Origin of the sequence: Niallia oryzisoli, from assembly GCF_036670025.1 — a bacterium.
GTDB lineage: Bacteria > Bacillota > Bacilli > Bacillales > Cytobacillaceae > Bacillus_BD > Bacillus_BD oryzisoli.
The window spans coordinates 4,617,076-4,633,799 of sequence record NZ_CP137640.1 but is presented as its reverse complement, the minus strand read 5'-3'; the positions used below and the strand labels follow the sequence as shown (position 1 = coordinate 4,633,799).

General features: G+C 37.6%; 19 protein-coding genes and 1 pseudogene. 9 read left to right on the top strand and 11 right to left on the bottom strand.

Annotated features, from left to right (window positions below; genetic code table 11):
- Positions 1–42 precede the first annotated feature (42 nt).
- The gene (locus tag R4Z09_RS23180; protein ID WP_338449088.1) at positions 43–258 is read right to left on the bottom strand and encodes a spore germination protein GerPB; all 216 of its coding nucleotides are present in this window, start codon (positions 256–258) and stop codon (positions 43–45) included.
- A 70-nt stretch (positions 259–328) separates the two neighbouring features.
- On the bottom strand, positions 329–550 hold the full coding sequence (locus R4Z09_RS23175) for a spore germination protein (RefSeq protein ID WP_338449087.1): 222 nt from the start codon (positions 548–550) through the stop codon (positions 329–331).
- Positions 551–784: 234 nt separating this feature from the next.
- Between R4Z09_RS23175 and R4Z09_RS23170 the strand changes: the two genes are divergently transcribed.
- Positions 785–1,138: a YisL family protein gene (locus tag R4Z09_RS23170; protein WP_338449086.1), complete on the top strand. Its 354-nt coding sequence runs from the start codon at positions 785–787 to the stop codon at positions 1,136–1,138.
- A 43-nt stretch (positions 1,139–1,181) separates the two neighbouring features.
- Here the strand turns inward: R4Z09_RS23170 and R4Z09_RS23165 are convergent, their stop codons facing one another.
- Positions 1,182–1,742 (bottom strand): DUF2777 domain-containing protein, encoded by a 561-nt coding sequence (locus tag R4Z09_RS23165; RefSeq protein ID WP_338449085.1) that lies wholly within the window; start codon positions 1,740–1,742, stop codon positions 1,182–1,184.
- 209 nt (positions 1,743–1,951) lie between these two features.
- Here R4Z09_RS23165 and asnB point away from each other — a divergent pair, with 209 nt between their 5' ends.
- Positions 1,952–3,799 carry an asparagine synthase (glutamine-hydrolyzing) gene (gene asnB, locus R4Z09_RS23160; protein ID WP_338449084.1) on the top strand — a complete coding sequence of 616 codons (1,848 nt, stop codon included), beginning with the start codon at positions 1,952–1,954 and terminating at the stop codon, positions 3,797–3,799.
- A 75-nt stretch (positions 3,800–3,874) separates the two neighbouring features.
- On the opposite strand, the gene R4Z09_RS23155 is transcribed toward asnB, so the two are convergent.
- Positions 3,875–5,641, bottom strand: a complete 1,767-nt coding sequence (locus tag R4Z09_RS23155) for an alpha-glycosidase (protein ID WP_338449083.1) — start codon at positions 5,639–5,641, stop codon at positions 3,875–3,877.
- A gap of 241 nt (positions 5,642–5,882) precedes the next feature.
- On the opposite strand from R4Z09_RS23155, the gene R4Z09_RS23150 reads away from it, so the two are divergent.
- Entirely contained in the window at positions 5,883–7,379 is a 1,497-nt protein-coding gene (locus tag R4Z09_RS23150; protein WP_338449082.1) for an alpha-amylase family glycosyl hydrolase, read from the top strand.
- A gap of 41 nt (positions 7,380–7,420) precedes the next feature.
- On the opposite strand, the gene R4Z09_RS23145 is transcribed toward R4Z09_RS23150, so the two are convergent.
- Positions 7,421–7,912, bottom strand: coding sequence for a YajQ family cyclic di-GMP-binding protein (locus R4Z09_RS23145; protein ID WP_338449081.1), 492 nt, complete (start codon positions 7,910–7,912; stop codon positions 7,421–7,423).
- Between the two features lie 170 nt (positions 7,913–8,082).
- Between R4Z09_RS23145 and R4Z09_RS23140 the strand changes: the two genes are divergently transcribed.
- Entirely contained in the window at positions 8,083–8,949 is an 867-nt protein-coding gene (locus tag R4Z09_RS23140) for a CvfB family protein (protein ID WP_338449080.1), read from the top strand.
- 25 nt (positions 8,950–8,974) lie between these two features.
- Here R4Z09_RS23140 and R4Z09_RS23135 read toward each other — a convergent pair whose 3' ends face one another.
- Together R4Z09_RS23135 and R4Z09_RS23130 are read right to left on the bottom strand one after the other, a co-directional pair.
- Entirely contained in the window at positions 8,975–9,106 is a 132-nt protein-coding gene (locus R4Z09_RS23135; RefSeq protein ID WP_338449079.1) for a DUF3941 domain-containing protein, read from the bottom strand.
- An 88-nt stretch (positions 9,107–9,194) separates the two neighbouring features.
- Positions 9,195–10,055 (bottom strand): DegV family protein, encoded by an 861-nt coding sequence (locus tag R4Z09_RS23130; RefSeq protein ID WP_338449078.1) that lies wholly within the window; start codon positions 10,053–10,055, stop codon positions 9,195–9,197.
- Positions 10,056–10,254: 199 nt separating this feature from the next.
- Between R4Z09_RS23130 and R4Z09_RS23125 the strand changes: the two genes are divergently transcribed.
- Complete coding sequence (locus R4Z09_RS23125) at positions 10,255–10,668, top strand: hypothetical protein (RefSeq protein WP_338449077.1); 414 nt, start codon at positions 10,255–10,257, stop codon at positions 10,666–10,668.
- A gap of 50 nt (positions 10,669–10,718) precedes the next feature.
- On the opposite strand, the gene R4Z09_RS23120 is transcribed toward R4Z09_RS23125, so the two are convergent.
- From R4Z09_RS23120 to R4Z09_RS23110, 3 genes are all read right to left on the bottom strand, one after another.
- Entirely contained in the window at positions 10,719–10,904 is a 186-nt protein-coding gene (locus R4Z09_RS23120) for a DUF3813 domain-containing protein (RefSeq protein ID WP_338449076.1), read from the bottom strand.
- 3 nt (positions 10,905–10,907) lie between these two features.
- The gene (locus R4Z09_RS23115) at positions 10,908–11,063 is read right to left on the bottom strand and encodes a hypothetical protein (protein WP_338449075.1); all 156 of its coding nucleotides are present in this window, start codon (positions 11,061–11,063) and stop codon (positions 10,908–10,910) included.
- Positions 11,064–11,173: 110 nt separating this feature from the next.
- Positions 11,174–11,992 (bottom strand): Cof-type HAD-IIB family hydrolase, encoded by an 819-nt coding sequence (locus tag R4Z09_RS23110; protein WP_338449074.1) that lies wholly within the window; start codon positions 11,990–11,992, stop codon positions 11,174–11,176.
- 211 nt (positions 11,993–12,203) lie between these two features.
- On the opposite strand from R4Z09_RS23110, the gene R4Z09_RS23105 reads away from it, so the two are divergent.
- The 4 genes from R4Z09_RS23105 (at position 12,204) to moaA (ending at position 15,891) form a co-directional block, all read left to right on the top strand.
- A complete protein-coding gene (locus R4Z09_RS23105) occupies positions 12,204–12,974 on the top strand; it encodes a prolyl oligopeptidase family serine peptidase (RefSeq protein ID WP_338449073.1) in 771 nt (256 codons plus the stop codon).
- A 91-nt stretch (positions 12,975–13,065) separates the two neighbouring features.
- The gene (locus R4Z09_RS23100) at positions 13,066–13,374 is read left to right on the top strand and encodes a metal-sulfur cluster assembly factor (RefSeq protein WP_338449072.1); all 309 of its coding nucleotides are present in this window, start codon (positions 13,066–13,068) and stop codon (positions 13,372–13,374) included.
- A 180-nt stretch (positions 13,375–13,554) separates the two neighbouring features.
- A complete protein-coding gene (locus tag R4Z09_RS23095) occupies positions 13,555–14,676 on the top strand; it encodes a TIGR04053 family radical SAM/SPASM domain-containing protein (RefSeq protein ID WP_338449071.1) in 1,122 nt (373 codons plus the stop codon).
- Positions 14,677–14,874: 198 nt separating this feature from the next.
- Positions 14,875–15,891: a GTP 3',8-cyclase MoaA gene (moaA, locus tag R4Z09_RS23090; RefSeq protein ID WP_338449070.1), complete on the top strand. Its 1,017-nt coding sequence runs from the start codon at positions 14,875–14,877 to the stop codon at positions 15,889–15,891.
- Positions 15,892–16,005: 114 nt separating this feature from the next.
- On the opposite strand, the pseudogene ric reads toward moaA, so the two are convergent.
- Positions 16,006–16,700: pseudogene (gene ric / locus R4Z09_RS23085) on the bottom strand (iron-sulfur cluster repair di-iron protein).
- Between the last annotated feature and the right edge of the window lie 24 nt (positions 16,701–16,724).

The following is a 16,724-nucleotide window of genomic DNA, read 5'->3' as shown; positions in this document are numbered from 1 at the left end:
CAAATTAAGAAAACATAGGAAATATTTGACCTTTAATAAACATTAAGCTGTTGGCGATGTCAACGGTACGGCAGGTGCCTCCAAAAGTCTTCCAGGTCTGACAGCTTGAGGAGCTGGTCCGGTAAACCCGCCTGTATTATAAAGATTTGAAACAGGCTTTATAATGCCGGCACTGCCGATTTGAAGTACTGAAGAGTTTGTAATTCCGTTAATTCTCAAAAGGTGAATCGATATCGATTGTTGAACATAGAAATTCATGGAATTCACCACTTTATTCACTAAAATAAGCTGTATGCTGTTTTATGCTGAAAAATCAATTATTTCTAGTCTATACATTAAAGAAGTTGCCTTGATCCGTAACATCTGAATCAATAGTATTTGTTGAACTTTGGTGGTTTTGTACATAGAGACCATCACCTGTATTAAAGGAACCTGCACCAGCAAAGGTCTTTGCATTGGAAAGTGTTGATATTCTATACACATCACCAATATGGAAAACGGCTCCTGATCCCACAGCTATTACTTGAACAACGCCTACGATGGCTGGCATTTTTGTAACACCCTCTATATATATAATTGGACTGGAATAAAGAAATGTGTGATCTTTGCCCAGCTTTTTTACATTGTATGTCATAGATAGCGGAAGGTGCGTTCATTGCCCATGTTTTTTCTTTGCGAAAAAAGTAGGTAAGTAAAGCAATTGTATATCGTTATCATATTAATAGGTTTTTCCATTTCTATATGGTATGATAGGTTCGAGTTTTGATAGAGGAGGACTATTAGTATGACACATGCACATATTACAACATGGTTAATAGCATTAATTTTATTTTTTGTAGCAATAAGTCTACATAAAGCAGGAAAACAGCGCGGTTTTAAAATTGTTCAAATGATTTTACGATTGTTCTATCTATTGATTATTGTTACAGGAGTGATGTTGCTCTTCAGTATGGCTGCAATTAGTACGATGCATTGGATCAAGGCTATACTTGGAATCGTTGTGATTGGCTTGTTTGAAATGATACTCGGGTCTACCACGAAAGGAAAATCGACGGGAGCAGTTTGGGTAATATTCGTGATAGCGTTTGTAGCTGTTGTTTATTTAGGCTTATCGCTGCCTTTGGGATTTTATATTTAAGACACAAAAAAACTGCCAAAGAGAAGGGGCAGTTTTTTGTTTTTCAACCGATTTTTTCAATGACCATTCTCTTGCCGGTACTTAAGGTAAATTCAAAGCGGTCACTTGTATGTTCAAAGTAGGTGAAATGATGATGAACACTGCAAATAGAATCTCCATTATCGAAAACAATAAAATTAACACCGTTCTTTTGTTTACTATCATTAAGAAAAGTCAATTGATTATAGCAATAAATACAATCGTATATAGAAAAATCCATCGTATTTAGGCTGGTAATAAATTGATAAAAAGCATCATCATTGACTTCCTCTAACAGCCGCTCTAACGAAAACACTAAATTTTTTCTAATTCTTACGGTGTCCTGATCCTTTAAATGTATTGTTTCTTTGCCTTTTTGAACTTTTCCATCTTTGCCTAAAATTCCCTTGCGCCAGCGATTTAAACGGAATACTTCTATTTCTTCGTGAAGCCATACATCTAATAACGTCGCTTCCTCTGTTTCCTCATCAAAAAAAACCCACTGATCGTTTATACATTCAACTGTTCCTTCTGTGAAGGCACGCTGCTGAAATTCGATAAGTTTTGTACGTTGTTGTTTATTCATGGTTTATAAGACCTCCGTATAAAAACCTCCGTATATATACCCCATAAATAAGGGGGAGAATTTCATTTTCATTTTCTATTTCTAGACATAATCGCCGTGTTTTAAACCCCAATTTTATTTTTCGGGACAAATAACCAAATTTATGCTTAAGCATAGTGTAGTTAAAGAGAAGTTAGCTTAAAAGGTTCCGTAAAGAAAGGGTGAGCATAATGTGCGGGATAACAGGCTGGGTGGACTATCACCGAAATTTGCAAAACGATACTGAAACCATTAATAAGATGACGGAAACTTTGGCGAAGAGAGGACCGGATGATACCAATATATGGACTGATATTCATATTGGATTTGGTCATAAACGATTGGTCGTTGTAGATCCACAGCGCGGTAAGCAGCCAATGGTAAAAACAAAACATAATCATCGATACACCATCTGTTATAATGGTGAGCTTTACAATACTGAGGATATCCGAAAAGAACTACTACTAAAAGGATATTCTTTTAATGGTCATTCTGATACAGAAGTTCTGTTAGCTGCCTATATAGAATGGAAAGAAAAATGCGTCGATTATCTAAATGGGATCTTTGCCTTTGCTGTCTGGGATGAAGAGCGGGACTTATTGTTTATTGGCCGGGACCGCCTGGGCGTTAAACCATTGTTTTATTATGAAACAGCAACAGGGTTCATATTTGGTTCAGAATTAAAAGCACTATTAGCACATCCGGACGTCAATCGAGCGATCGATCGAGAAGGTCTTGCGGAAGTGTTTGGACTCGGACCATCTCGTTCACCGGGATCGGGTGTCTTTAAGGGTGTAAAAGAATTAAGACCTGCCCATGCATTAACGTTTTCACGAAACGGATTGAAAATCTGGCGATATTGGAATGTGAAAAGCGAACAACATAACGATTCCTTTGCTGATACAGTTGAAAAAATCCGCTTATTATTTACAGATGCCGTCACAAGACAATTAGTTTCAGATGTACCACTTTGTACGTTTCTTTCCGGCGGTGTTGATTCAAGTGCCATTACAGCTATAGCGGCGAAGACATTTAATCAAGAAGGTAAAGGGCAGCTTCATACGTATTCTATTGACTACGAGGGAAATGATCAGTTTTTCCAAGCAAATGAGTTTCAACCAAATTCGGATGGAGCATATATCAAAAAAATTACGGATACGTATAACACGATCCATCATCACTGTGTTATTTCACAGGAAGCTCTAGCTGAATATTTACATGAAGCCGTTCATGTTCGGGATTTACCTGGAATGGCTGATATTGATTCATCATTGCTTTGGTTCTGCCGTGAAATCAAAAATGATTTTGTTGTCAGCCTCTCAGGCGAATGTGCGGATGAGATTTTTGGAGGATATCCGTGGTTTCATCGTTTAGACGACTTAAGCCGGACAGGGTTTCCGTGGATGCGGTCAATTGAGGAAAGACAGGGTTTGTTAAAGGAAGAATGGCAAAAGAAGTTAAGTCTTCAGGAATATTCCCTCGAAAAATATCAGGAAATGATTGTTGAAACGCCGTTGCTCGACGGAGAAAGCAAAGAAGAAGCAAGAAGAAGGGAATTGTTTTATATTAATATGCTTTCCTTCATGACGACTTTACTGGATCGTAAAGACAGGATGAGTATGGGAGCAAGTCTGGAAGTCCGCGTTCCGTTCGCTGATCACCGGTTAGTTGAATATATGTGGAATGTACCTTGGGACATGAAAATGGCAGGGAATCGCGAAAAGGGAATTTTACGTAAAGCATTGGAAGGTCTTTTGCCTGATGAGGTATTGTATCGAAAGAAAAGTCCTTATCCAAAAACACATCACCCTGCATACCGAAAACTTGTAAAAGGAATGCTGGAAAGTATATTAAAAGATCGAGGTACGGTGTTATATGAGTTTTTTGATAAGGAGAAGCTAAAGCAAATCGTCGAATCAGAAGGGGCTTCCTTTAAGGAACCATGGTTTGGCCAGCTGATGACGGGGCCGCAGCTGTTAGCGCATCTTGTTCAAATTCATCATTGGTTTGAAGATTATAATATAAAGATTGTTGATTAGGTTGAAAAATTTTTTATGTGGTGTCTGGTATACAAAATACAATTTTATCTAACAGACACCACCATATCACTTAAGTTATGAAGAACCATCCTGAAATTGGAGTATGGATGCATCATAGGGTTTTAAAACAGCAATCAATTCATCGGACTCCATCATGAATTCTTGGTTTTTAAGCATATCTATTATTTTTCGTCCTTTTAATGAAAAAGGAAGCATAAATTTTAACTCCTCTGAAGTAGGATTAAGGATAACTAGGCATTTGCGGCCATCACCAGCTTTTACATACGCGATACCGTTTTTACAAGGTAGAAAAGAGAATGTACCATTATTCGCTAACAGTGGTTCCGTTTTTCTAAGTCGGATTAACTGTTTAATATGAGTCAATATTTCAAGGTTGTGCTGCTTTTCATCCCATATCATACAGCTCCGGCAGCCTGGATCCATTCCGCCTGTTATTCCAATTTCATCACCATAGTATAGGCAGGGCGTACCAATAAAGGTTAATAAAAAAGTGTTGATCAGCTTTGCCTTTTCCACATTTCCATCGCATTCCGTTAATAATCTCGGTGTATCGTGACTCCCGACAATGTTGAATAAAGCTTCGTTAACTGTGTCGGGATATTTCATCATAACAGTCGTCATTTGCTCTACAAATTCACTTGCGGAAAGCATTCCCTTTGCGAAAAAGTGAATCGTTTTTGTTAAAAACGGATAATTCATGACCGAATCAAATTGGTCTCCTCGAAGCCATGGCATGCTGTCATGCCATATTTCACCAAGAATAAAAAGCTCAGGTTTTATCGTTTTAACAGCTTGACGAAATTCCCTCCAAAATGCATGATCAATTTCATTGGCAACATCAAGTCTCCAGCCGTCAATATCAAATTCCTTAACCCAGTAGCGCCCTACATCAAGCAAGTAGTTTTTTGTGTCTTTATTTTGCGTATTTAGCTTTGGCATCGTTTCAACAAAGGAAAAAGTGGCATAGTTCGGCTTTTCACCACCCTTTAAAGGAAACTGATTCGTATGAAACCAATTTTTATAAGGAGACTTTTCTCCGTTTTTCCATACATCCTGAAATGGAGGAAAATAAAACCCGCTATGATTAAATACAGCATCAAGCATGACACGTATCCCTTTTGAATGGCATGTATCAACGAGTTGTTTAAAGCTTTGTTTATCGCCAAATTGCGGGTCAATTTCAAAATAATCGATTGTATCATACTTATGATTGGAGTGCGCTTTAAATATGGGTGTCAAATAAATCCCATTTATCCCTAATTCTTTAAGATAATCAAGCTTTTGGATGATACCTAAAAAGTCACCGCCAAAAAAGTTTGCGGATGTGGGCTCCTCACTACCCCATGGTTTTGTTTCTGGTGGATTTATGCCGGGATCGCCATTTGCAAATCGTTCCGGAAATATTTGATACCAAACCGTATTACGAACCCACTCTGGCGCACGAAACACTTCGTTTGTATGTAAATATGGGAAGCAGAAATATTGGTTCGGGTCCTGTGGCGGTTCTGTAAAATAGCCTTTTTCCGTGTAAATGGTACTTTCAGAGTCTCCATGTACATGGAACCCATACCGTAACCGCTGATAGGGAGGTGAAACCTCAGCCATCCAGTAATCAAATAATGCATCTGTCCCAAAACGAGTCAGAGGGGCAATTCTTGTGAACCATCTGTCATCATTCCATTCATACTGATCGCCGTAAATCAGCTCAATAGATGCTACATTGTCTTTTTTCGTTTGAATTCTTATATGCAGCGTATCTTTTTGAAAAGGATAGGCATACTGATCGGTTGGACGGTGAAGAATAGAAGCTCGCTCAATCATCGAAATACCTTCCCTTCTGTAAAGGATTGATTATAGGTTATCCCGTTATTAAGTAAAAATTTACGTCTTGAATCGGTTAATTATGATTTTGACCTTATAATTTGAAGATTCAAGCCTTGTTAAGATGAATATTTGAAATTTTTCAAAATAATAATGTTTTTCGTTGACTGTCATACAGCCTAAAGGATAATCTTAATAGTGCAAGGAAAAAGCTTTTTTACGATAGAGGGGAGAATGGAAGATGAAAAAATGGGTTTACATGCTCATGATCATCTCGTTATTTTTTTTAAACGGACTGTCAGCACATGCTGCTGAAAAAGAGAATCGAAAATGGCAGGATGAAAGCGTTTATTTAATCATGATTGACCGCTTTAATAATGGGGATCAGAGCAATGACGAAGATGTGGAAGTAAATAATCCTGAAGGCTATCACGGCGGTGACTTTCAAGGAGTGATCGATCAATTAGATTACATAAAGGATATGGGATTTACTGCTATATCGTTAACGCCTGTTTTTGATAATGAAGCCGGAGGGTATCATGGATATTGGGTAAAGGATTTCTATAAAACGGACGAGCATTTTGGCTCAATAGCATCACTTAAGAAGCTGATACAAGAGGCACATAAAAGGGGAATGAAGGTAATTCTTGAATTTGAAATAAACCACGTAGGACCCAAACATACTTGGTTAAACGATGGGGAGAAAAAGGATTGGTTCCTGGCTGTGCCAAATCAAGAAAAAGATCTGCCTTTATTAAATCAAAATAATGAAGAAGTAAAAAAATACTTAATTGATGCTGGAAAATGGTGGATTGAAGAAACGGATATTGATGGTTATCAGTTAAAGTTACAAGAAGATACATCTGCTGCTTTTTTGAATGAGTTTGCAAAAGAAGTGAAAACAGTAAAAGAGAATTTTTATCTCCTTGGAGAGACAAAAAACGCCGATTCGAAGGAAGCAGAGGCATTTTTGGAAAGTGGCGGGGATAGCATTACAGACTATCCGTTAGCTGCAGAGTTAAGAGAGGTGTTTTCCGAGACAAATCAGTCGTTTGCACCTCTGTTTTCAAGGCTTGAACAAAATCAAGCCAATTTTTCTGGAACAGCTTTAATTGGAACTTTTATGGATAATCAGTATACTGTTCGTTTTACAAATAATATGGTGGAGAAAAATGAGCATCCAGGACCGCGCTGGAAGCAGGCATTAACGTTCCTCTACACAACACCGGGTATTCCGTTCGTCTACTATGGAAGTGAAATCGCATTGAATGGAGGAGAAGTGCCAGATAACCGAAAACAAATGAATTTCCGTACTGATACAGATATCGTCGATTATATTAAAAAGATCGGAAGCCTGCGCTCAGAGCTCCCTTCCTTAACCAGGGGAACAATGGATGTACTGTACGAGAAGGATGGAATGGCTGTTTACAAACGAGTTTATCATGAAGAAACGACTGTCATTGCTATTAATAATACAACAAAAACACAAACCGTTACCTTATCAGCGGACGAGCTAGCTGCAGATATGGAATTAAGGGGCATGTTAAACAATGATTTAGTCCGAAGCGATAAGGATCAATACCATATCACGATTGACCGCGATGAATCTGAAATTTACTTATTGAGCAATAAATCTGGAATCAATTATTCTTACTTTATAGTTCTCGGAGCCGTATTGATTGCCTTTTTCATTTTTCTTGGTTTAGTTATAAAAAGATCCCGCAGACAGCAATCCTAAAAAAAGGAGGCGAAGTCCTAGACTTCGCCCCTCTTTTTTTATTAACGGTAATTGACAAATTGAACATCAATGGTTAAATCGGCTTCTTTGACTGCCTGAATAATTTTTTGCAGGTCATCACGGCTTTTTGCTGTAACACGGATTTGGTCATCTTGAATCTGGCTTTTCACCTTAAGTCCGCTGTTCTTAATAATGGTATTAATCTTCTTTGCATTTTCTTTATCAATACCTTGAATAAGCTTTGCTCTTTGTCTTACCGTGCCGCCGCTTGCCTTTTCCACTTTTCCGTAATCCAGGTTTTTCACGGGTACCCCGCGTTTAAATAATTTACTGAAAAGTACATCCTTAACCTGATCTAATTTGTATTCATCATCTGAAATAAGTACCAGTTCTTCTTTGTCGAGAGAAATATCACTTTTGCTGCCTTTAAAATCGTAGCGTGTTTGAATTTCCTTCATTGCTATTTGAATAGCATTTTGCACTTCAGCAAAATCAACGTCAGACACGATATCAAATGAACTATCTTTAGCCATACATACCTCCATCAAAACAGTTTTCGTTCTCGGCCACTCTATTATGGAAAGAAGTTTCCCTTTACATTTCAATTATAGTAAAATATAGCAGTTGATACAACTTTATGAAATGAGACTTATTTATATATGTCGTTTCAATCGATTTAGTTTTTTTAAGGAGGAAAATTCCCTTGTTAATAAATGAAAGTATTGGCCGTGTCATACAGTTAGAGGTAGCAAGAAAAACGGATTTTGGTTACTTTTTAACAGATGGAACAGAGGATGTTCTGTTACATAAAAATGAAACCCAGCAGGATTTGGAACTAGAGACATCCGTGGAGGTCTTTTTATATACAGACTCCCAAGGAAGAATCGCTGCTACAACAACGATTCCAAAGATAACGGTCGGCGAATATGATTGGGCAGAAGTGAGTGATGTAAAATCTGGGATTGGCGTTTTCTTAGATATCGGAATAAATAAGGATATGCTGCTCGGGGAAGAGGATCTGCCTGCCCATAAAAGTGTCTGGCCACAGGTCGGTGATTTACTATATATCACGTTAAGAGTGAATCGAAATAACCGCATATATGTGAAACTGGCTACGGACCCTATTATTGATGAAAAATCAGTTAAAGCCACAAGAGCTGATTTTAATAAAAGTATTCATGGCTTCATTTACAGAACGGCTAAAGTCGGAAGCTGGATTTTTACTGCAGAAGGCTTTAAAGGGTTTATACATGAATCACAGCGTCAAGTCGAGCCGCGTCTCGGTGAAAAAGTCGAGGGAAGAATTATTGATGTGAAAGAGGATGGAACGATAAACGTATCGTTGCTGCCAAGAAAGGAAGAGGCACTTGATTTAGATGCTGAAAAAATCCTTTCAATTTTAAATGAACGTAATGGAGCTATGCCCTATTGGGATAAAAGCCTGCCGGAAGATATCCAGAACCGTTTCATGATGAGCAAAGCGGCATTTAAGCGGGCGTTGGGAAGGCTGATGAAGGAAGGCAAAGTCTATCAAGAGGAAGGCTGGACTTATATAAAGAAAGACGAATAGGGCGGAATAAAACCGCCCTTATTAATTATAGATGATCTGTCTTTTTTGAGTATTGGTTCTTACCAGCTTTGCGGTTTTTTTCACGCATCATATTTTTTTCATGGTGAAGGGCATTGTTGTCCTTTGCCTTTTTATCATTATCAGATGTATGCGGCATAATAAAACTCCTTTCCATCATTAGCTTCAAGCTTAGTCTTGGCTCTGACGAAAAGGAGTATGTAAGAGAGTTTTTTCCATGACATTCTTTAAGCAGACATTTCGTTTAAGAAAAAGATGGCAATGGTTCCAGGCCCTGTATGAGAACCAATGACAGCCCCGATATCTGTAATCATAACTTCTTTTGCATGTAATTCATTTTCAATTAATTGTTTCATTTCCAGTGCAGTATCCATGGCATCGGCCTGACTGATGCCAACGGTTTGGTGTTCAAAGTTTACTCCGCGCTCTGCCATTACTTCTATAATGCGGCGGAGTAGTTTTTTTTGGCCGCGGATTTTCTCAAGAGGGACAAGTTTACCATCTTCGACATTTAAAAGCGGCTTAATATTCAGCAATCCGCCCAAAAAGGCTGATGCCTTTGAAACTCGTCCGCCCTTTGCTAAATAATCTAAATCATCAACAGTAAATAAATGTTCCATATGTCTGGCAAGGAACTCGGCTCTAGCAACGATTTCGTCAAATGAAGCATGAGCATTTGCCAGTTTTGCCGCCTCCATGACGATCAATCCTTGTCCGAGAGAAGCACATTTCGTATCAATAATGGTTAACTTGAAATCTGGGTATGTTTCTTTCACTTGATCACGAATCATAACCGCTGTTTGATATGTACCTGATAGCTGTGAAGAAAAGGCAATATAAATTCCTTCCTCTTTTTTTTGGGCCATTTCCGTGAATGTTTGTTCAAATAGAAGTGGTGAAACCTGAGATGTTTTCGGAACTTGACCATTCCGAATCGCATGATAAATCGTTTTTGGTTCAATTGTCAGCAAGTCTTCATATTCTTGACCATTCAAATGAACTTTTAACGGAAATAATGTAACATGGTTGTCTTTATAAAAATGTAAGGGTAAGTCACTCCCGCTGTCAGTTAAAATCTTAACCGGCATTGGAATCACCTGCTTTCCATTAATTGCTGGATGTATTCTTAAAAATACTCACTGTAACAGTATTTCGTTAAATAGTGTACCATTTTATGAATATCGATAAAAGTATTATGAGATGAGAGAATCTAACAAAAACAAGCATGAAGTGATTAAATTGGGCATAATACCCTAAAATGCTTTTTTTATTAAAGGAGGCTTTTAAATGAAAAAGGTCATCATCTTTTTTTCTTTCCTATTGTTTTTTCAATCTGGGAATGCAGTAGAAGGCATGTCGGAGCAGTTAAGTCATGCTGTTGCCGCTGAAGACAGAGTGGAAAATCATTATTTTAAAGATATTGTCGTTAGTAAGAAGAATGGACAGTATGTAATTACAGGAAAATCTAAAGTCAAAAAAGGCGTCTTTTATTATAATGTGGAGGATGGACATCGTGTGTGGGTTCCAGAAACAAAAGTGAGAGTAAATAATTTGTACTGGACTTATTTTAAATTGTCTGTTGCTATTCCAACGAAAAATATACCCGATAATGGGGTCTTGATTTTAAATTTATATGAAAAGGACAGATCTAAGGAAATAACGGATCATTTCCCGGTTGTTCTCGAACGTTTTAAAGATTAAACAAAGCTGACAAACTTGTCAGCTTTGTTTAATCGAAGCGTACATAACTTTTATTGTAGCGCATCTAACTCTTTTTGTAGTTCTTGGAGCTGCTCTTTTTCAGCCATTGTTGTATTGGCGTAAGCAGATGATAGAGCATTTTTAGCTTTTTCGATAGCCGCTGGCTGTTCTTCAGGGCTTGTATTTCTTGCTAAATTAACAAATTTACGCGCATCTTGGAACAGTCTGTTAGCCATCTCCTAAAGCCCTCCTCCAAGTGAAGATTCTTTATCATTGGCCATTTTGTATGCCTCTGCTTCTGCATACGTCATGTGATAAGGGATACGTTCAGCATGTTTAGTAACAGTGTCTACACCTTGCTGTACAAAACGTTTGGATTTGTTCCGTTTACCCATTCGAATCCCCTCCAAAAAAGAGTGTTGAAGCTTGTTATAAGCCTCATTCATAGTATGTTCATTCCGAAGAGGATTATGAAGGAATATCGGAAAGTTATCCTGTCCTTCCTTTAAATCGCCTTTAAATTCAATAAGTCATTTAAATAATAGCCAATCCCATCTTCTTCGTTGGTTAACGTGACATCATTTGCGACTGTTTTCAGTTCAGTAATAGCATTTCCCATTGCTACACCATAACCTGCAAAATCAAGCATTTCAAGATCATTATCTTCATCACCAAAGGCAATAATTCGTTCCTGAGGTATGTTGTAATATTCAGAAACTCGTTTTAGACCAATTGCTTTATGCAGCCCGTTTTTAATAATTTCAATAACGGGAAACGGTGCCCCCCAGCTGCGATGCTCAATGACCTCAGCATGGACTTCATTTAACCGCTGGCGAATGAGCTTGACCTGTTCTTCTGTAGAATGAATTAACATGCTTGTCGGTGATACTGTTAAAAATTGACGTAGATCACCTGTCGTTATATTCGGATTACCAAAGTTGAATAAATCGAGAAGCTTCTCATCATGATAGTGAAAGTATACATCATCAATGACCTCAGCAATAATATTGTAAAAGTCATAAGAAATACATGTGTCCACTATATCCTTTGCAACAGACATTTCAAGCGGTGAATGGTAAATACCCCAATTATGATCTTTCGGATGGTGGATAAAAGCCCCATTAAAATTGACAATTGGAGAATCTAATTCAAGTTCCCGATAATACATTTCCGAAGAACGAAATGGTCTCCCTGTTGCGATCATAACAACATGTCCCAATTCCTTTGCTTTTTTTATTACCTGTTTCGTTTTATAAGAGATGGTTTTATCATCTTTTAGTAAAGTTCCGTCTAAATCCAATGCAATTAGATGTGTATCAGCCATTCTAATTCTCCTTCCCCTGCTCGCTATCAGCTGTATGTAATCGTCTTTTAGATAGTGTAATCCTTTTGGAAAAAAAAAGTCCACATGTTACACTTAATTCAAAAGAACTTTCTTTAATCTTATAATCTTTTTGTTAACATTCAATGCTTTGTTTTGTTAATTCATTATTAAGCTCTAAAGCTGTTGCTTCTCTCGATTGGAGGAATACATTGTGATTTTAATTGAAAATAAAGTAGTTCATGGTATTCCGGTATTACATTTGGCAAAGAAAAGCCTTTATGAAGCCAGGCTGCCCTTTATTATGTTTATGCATGGCTTTACGAGTGCAAAAGAAAATAACCTGCATTACGCCTATTTATTAGCTGAGAAGGGTTTTCGTGTTGTACTTCCGGAGGCCATGTATCATGGAGAACGACAAGGAAATATGAGTAAAGAAAAGCTTGCGCTCCATTTTTGGGATATTGTTCTACAGTCAATAGACGAAATAAACGTACTGCGTCAATCTTATCAAGAGGATCATCTTATTGATCCTGACCGGATTGGTCTAGTGGGTACTTCAATGGGGGGAATTGTCACACTTGGTTCGTTAACACGTTATAAATGGATCAAGGCAGCTGTTAGTTTAATGGGCATGCCTTATTATGAAAAGTATGCACTATTACAAATCAATGAAATAAAAAAACGTGGGATCAAGCTTCCGTTAAAGGAGGAACAAATTTCAGAGCTGCTTGAAAAATTGAAAGAACTTGATTTAAGTAATCAGCCAGAAAAGCTCGACCAACGCCCGCTTTTGTTCTGGCATGGGAAACAGGATCCAATTGTGCCTTTTTCTTATACATATGACTTTTACGAAAGAATTAAACCTCTTTATGAAGAAAAACCGGAAAAATTGCAATTTATCTTTGATGAAAAATCTGGTCATAAAGTCAGCAGGCAGGGAGTTTTAAAAACAGTGGAATGGTTTGAGACATATCTTGCTTAGTCAACAGAATATCTAAGCGAAACGTTTAAGCTTTTTCTTCTTTTCTGTTACGATAAGGAAGATATTAAATACAAACAGGGAGTGAACATATATGGATCAAGATTTAAAAGATAGTATTATGGGTGCTTTAGAGCTGGTAGAAGATCCTGAAATCGGCATGGATATCGTTAACTTAGGATTAGTATATGATTTAAAAATGGATAACGATGGCATTCTAACGGTCGATATGACCTTAACATCAATGGGCTGCCCTCTTGCAGGAATGATTGTAGACCAAGTACAAGCAGCTCTACGAGATATTCCAGAAGTAAACGCTACAAATGTTAATATTGTTTGGAATCCGCCATGGACAAAAGATAAGATGTCAAGATATGCAAAAATAGCTTTAGGGATTCAATAAACTTTTCGCAGCCGGCAGGAATTGCCGGCTATTTTTTTATGTGATAAAAATGTGGCTAAAAATGAAAACACCATTTATATGTGAGTAACCTCACTATAATTAACTCTAAAGTGCTTTATAATTTTTTATATTGCATAACGATAGAAACTTATTGTTGGATAAAATGAGAGGGGTTTTCTGATGTTTAATCGAGATTTTAATCGAGATCCATTTATTGTCATATGGGAATTAACGAGAGCTTGTCAGCTCCACTGCTTACATTGCCGGGCAGAAGCACAGTTAAAAAGAGATCCACGTGAATTGACCTTTGAAGAAGGCAAGAAACTCATTGATCAAATTTATGATATGAATAATCCAATGCTTGTATTTACAGGCGGCGATCCATTGATGAGAGCGGATGTTTTTGAGATAGCTTCATATGCTGTGCAGAAGGGTGTAAGAGTCTCTATGACTCCAAGTGCCACTACGAATGTAACAAAAGAAGCAATCGAAAAGGCAAAGGAAATCGGATTATCCAGATGGGCATTTAGTTTGGACGGTCATAATGCAGAGATACATGATCATTTCCGCGGGACAACCGGCTCATTTTATCTAACAATGGAAAGAATTAAATACCTGCATGAGCTGGACATTCCCATTCAAATTAATACAACGATTTCACGTTATAATCTGGACCACCTAGAAGAAATGGCTGAATTAGTAGAGCAATTAGGATGCGTTCTTTGGAGTGTATTTTTCCTTGTTCCGACGGGCAGAGGCTTAGAAAAGGATATGATTTCACCCGCCGAGCATGAAAGAGTATTCACTTGGCTGTATCAATTAAGCAAAAGAGTATCATTTGATATAAAAACAACAGCGGGACAGCATTATCGCAGAGTTGTCATCCAACAGAAAAGAAGAGAAATGAAAGAGCAGAAGGATCAAATTCAATACCTGGATGCATTAACAGAAAAAGGGTTGACCGGCTCGATTGACGGATTGGGAAGAGCTCCAAAAGGGGTAAATGACGGAAATGGGTTTATCTTTATCTCTCATATTGGTGATGTTTATCCAAGCGGATTATTACCAATTAAGGTAGGAAATGTACGTGAACAATCACTTGCTAATATTTATCGCAATTCTCCAGTCTTGCAGGATTTGCGCAATCCTGATAAATATAAAGGGAAATGCGGTCAATGTGAATTTAGACATGTTTGCGGCGGGTCTAGATCCCGTGCCTATGCTATGACAGGTGATTATTTGGAAAGTGAACCATATTGTGTCTATATCCCGCAGGCATTACGAAAGCAAAGGATCCATTAAGTTTTTTTGTTAAAGTTGACAAGATTATGTACTGTGAGAATATATCTTAACAATACGGACATTTATGGTCAGATAATAAGAGTATGTTCGAAATACTTAATTAATAACAATGTTGTTCAAAATATGAGATAATAAATCTAATTATTAGTTTTCACTATTATAATAAGGTTAAGGACTCTTAAAAGGAGTTGACTATTAATGACAAAACAAATGGTCAAGGATGCATTAAATCGGCCATTAAGAGATCTTCGCATCTCTGTTATCGACCGTTGCAATTTCCGCTGCCAATACTGTATGCCCGCTGAACTTTTTGGTCCTGACTTCGCCTTTTTGCCAAAAAGCGAGCTGCTCACATATGAAGAAATCGAACGGCTTGCCCGTATTTTTGTTCATCTCGGCGTAGAAAAAATTCGCTTAACAGGTGGAGAGCCTTTATTACGAAAAGAACTTCCGCTTCTTGTAAAGAAATTATCCTCTATAGAAGAACTAAAAGATATTGCTCTAACCACTAATGGAGTACTTTTGCCAAAATATGCTCAGGAATTAAAGGATGCCGGTTTGAAACGAGTAAATATCAGCTTAGATTCGTTAAATGATGAGTTGTTCGGACAAATCAATGGCCGTAACGTAGGAACTCAGCCTGTACTTGATGGTATAAAGGCGGCTAAAAAGGCAGGTCTTGGTGTAAAAATTAATATGGTTGTTAAAAAAGGGTTAAACGATACCGAAATTATTCCGATGGCTCAATTTTGTAAAGATCATGGGCTTCAGTTGCGTTTTATTGAGTATATGGATGTTGGCAGTACAAATGGCTGGAAAATGGATGAAGTTGTTACCAAAAAAGAGATTTTTCAACAGCTAAATGAACATTTTTCATTAGAGCCTGTTGATCCAGATTATTATGGAGAAGTGGCGAAAAGATACAGATACGTAGATAACCAAGTTGAAGTAGGTTTTATTACATCTGTGTCCGAATCATTTTGTTCCAGCTGTACGCGGTCTCGATTATCAGCAAACGGACAAATTTTCACTTGCCTGTTTAATGGAAATGGCCACGATATACGTGACTTTATGAGAACCGGTGCAAGTGATGAAGCGATTTCAGAGAGAATTATCAAGTTTTGGAATGGCCGGACTGATCGTTATTCTGATGAAAGAACAGCCGAAATGGCTGCCAATCGTAAAAAAATTGAAATGTCTTATATTGGTGGATAGAAAACTCCTAAAAGCAGGAGTTTTTTATTTGTCAATGTGAAAAGTATGATAAGAGAAATCTACCGATGCAATGTAAAAACCAGCAAGTATTTCACTGCTGGTTTTTTACTTTCATTAAATATAACGCGGGAATAAAATATTATTTCTAAATGCACATGCATAAATGTGTGTGCTTCTAACATTTCAAGGCGGCTGTATACTAAACGGTATGTTCCACAAGCATCAAGCGGCGGTGTAAAGTCTGCTGTAATGGTGCGAAGTTCTTTTAGAATATTACCAGCATGATCATGCTCGCTTTCGAGTTTGCGAATCTCTTCAATGGCTTCTTCTCTGTTTTCGACTTCATTCTTTTCCAATGATAACAGAAGCGGGAAGCTGGTTGCCTCTTCCTTTGCGGTATGTTCAAGCAGTTCTTTTTTTAGTTCATAAAATAGCTTGTAAACTTTTAAAAGCTCTGGGTGATTGTCACTGTGAACTTTTGCTACCTTTGTAACATAAGGGCTGAGAGCTGCTAGTTCTTCGCGAAGCGGATTGTGATAGTGTTCAATTACATGTTGAATAATTTCTTCTGAAGTGCTGTTCGTCCAAACCTCCATGTTATCACTTTGATCTGATTTAGCATAAACGTTCGCAAGCTCTTCCATTAATTCATCAAGATTCACGTTCTGTTCAGCAGCTGCAGTGCTGATAGGTGTGTTGCCTCCACAGCAAAAATCAATTCGATATTTTTTAAAAACATCACTTGTCTTGGGAACTTCATTCACGATATCTCTTACTAAGCTTGTATTTGAAAATGGGATTGTAGTCATTATTCAATTCCTCCTTGAATTCTT

Excerpts from the sequence above, each read along its gene's own strand:
- R4Z09_RS23145 (WP_338449081.1), bottom strand. The coding sequence starts at position 7,912 with ATGGCTAAAGATAGTTCATTTGATATCGTGTCTGACGTTGATTTTGCT.
- R4Z09_RS23150 (WP_338449082.1), top strand. The coding sequence starts at position 5,883 with ATGAAAAAATGGGTTTACATGCTCATGATCATCTCGTTATTTTTTTTA.
- R4Z09_RS23110 (WP_338449074.1), bottom strand. The coding sequence starts at position 11,992 with ATGGCTGATACACATCTAATTGCATTGGATTTAGACGGAACTTTACTA.
- R4Z09_RS23155 (WP_338449083.1), bottom strand. The coding sequence starts at position 5,641 with ATGATTGAGCGAGCTTCTATTCTTCACCGTCCAACCGATCAGTATGCC.
- R4Z09_RS23095 (WP_338449071.1), top strand. The coding sequence starts at position 13,555 with ATGTTTAATCGAGATTTTAATCGAGATCCATTTATTGTCATATGGGAA.
- R4Z09_RS23135 (WP_338449079.1), bottom strand. The coding sequence starts at position 9,106 with ATGCCGCATACATCTGATAATGATAAAAAGGCAAAGGACAACAATGCC.
- R4Z09_RS23130 (WP_338449078.1), bottom strand. The coding sequence starts at position 10,055 with ATGCCGGTTAAGATTTTAACTGACAGCGGGAGTGACTTACCCTTACAT.
- R4Z09_RS23170 (WP_338449086.1), top strand. The coding sequence starts at position 785 with ATGACACATGCACATATTACAACATGGTTAATAGCATTAATTTTATTT.
- R4Z09_RS23115 (WP_338449075.1), bottom strand. The coding sequence starts at position 11,063 with ATGGGTAAACGGAACAAATCCAAACGTTTTGTACAGCAAGGTGTAGAC.
- moaA (WP_338449070.1), top strand. The coding sequence starts at position 14,875 with ATGACAAAACAAATGGTCAAGGATGCATTAAATCGGCCATTAAGAGAT.
- R4Z09_RS23180 (WP_338449088.1), bottom strand. The coding sequence starts at position 258 with ATGAATTTCTATGTTCAACAATCGATATCGATTCACCTTTTGAGAATT.
- R4Z09_RS23125 (WP_338449077.1), top strand. The coding sequence starts at position 10,255 with ATGAAAAAGGTCATCATCTTTTTTTCTTTCCTATTGTTTTTTCAATCT.
- R4Z09_RS23165 (WP_338449085.1), bottom strand. The coding sequence starts at position 1,742 with ATGAATAAACAACAACGTACAAAACTTATCGAATTTCAGCAGCGTGCC.
- R4Z09_RS23120 (WP_338449076.1), bottom strand. The coding sequence starts at position 10,904 with ATGGCTAACAGACTGTTCCAAGATGCGCGTAAATTTGTTAATTTAGCA.
- asnB (WP_338449084.1), top strand. The coding sequence starts at position 1,952 with ATGTGCGGGATAACAGGCTGGGTGGACTATCACCGAAATTTGCAAAAC.
- R4Z09_RS23100 (WP_338449072.1), top strand. The coding sequence starts at position 13,066 with ATGGATCAAGATTTAAAAGATAGTATTATGGGTGCTTTAGAGCTGGTA.
- R4Z09_RS23175 (WP_338449087.1), bottom strand. The coding sequence starts at position 550 with ATGCCAGCCATCGTAGGCGTTGTTCAAGTAATAGCTGTGGGATCAGGA.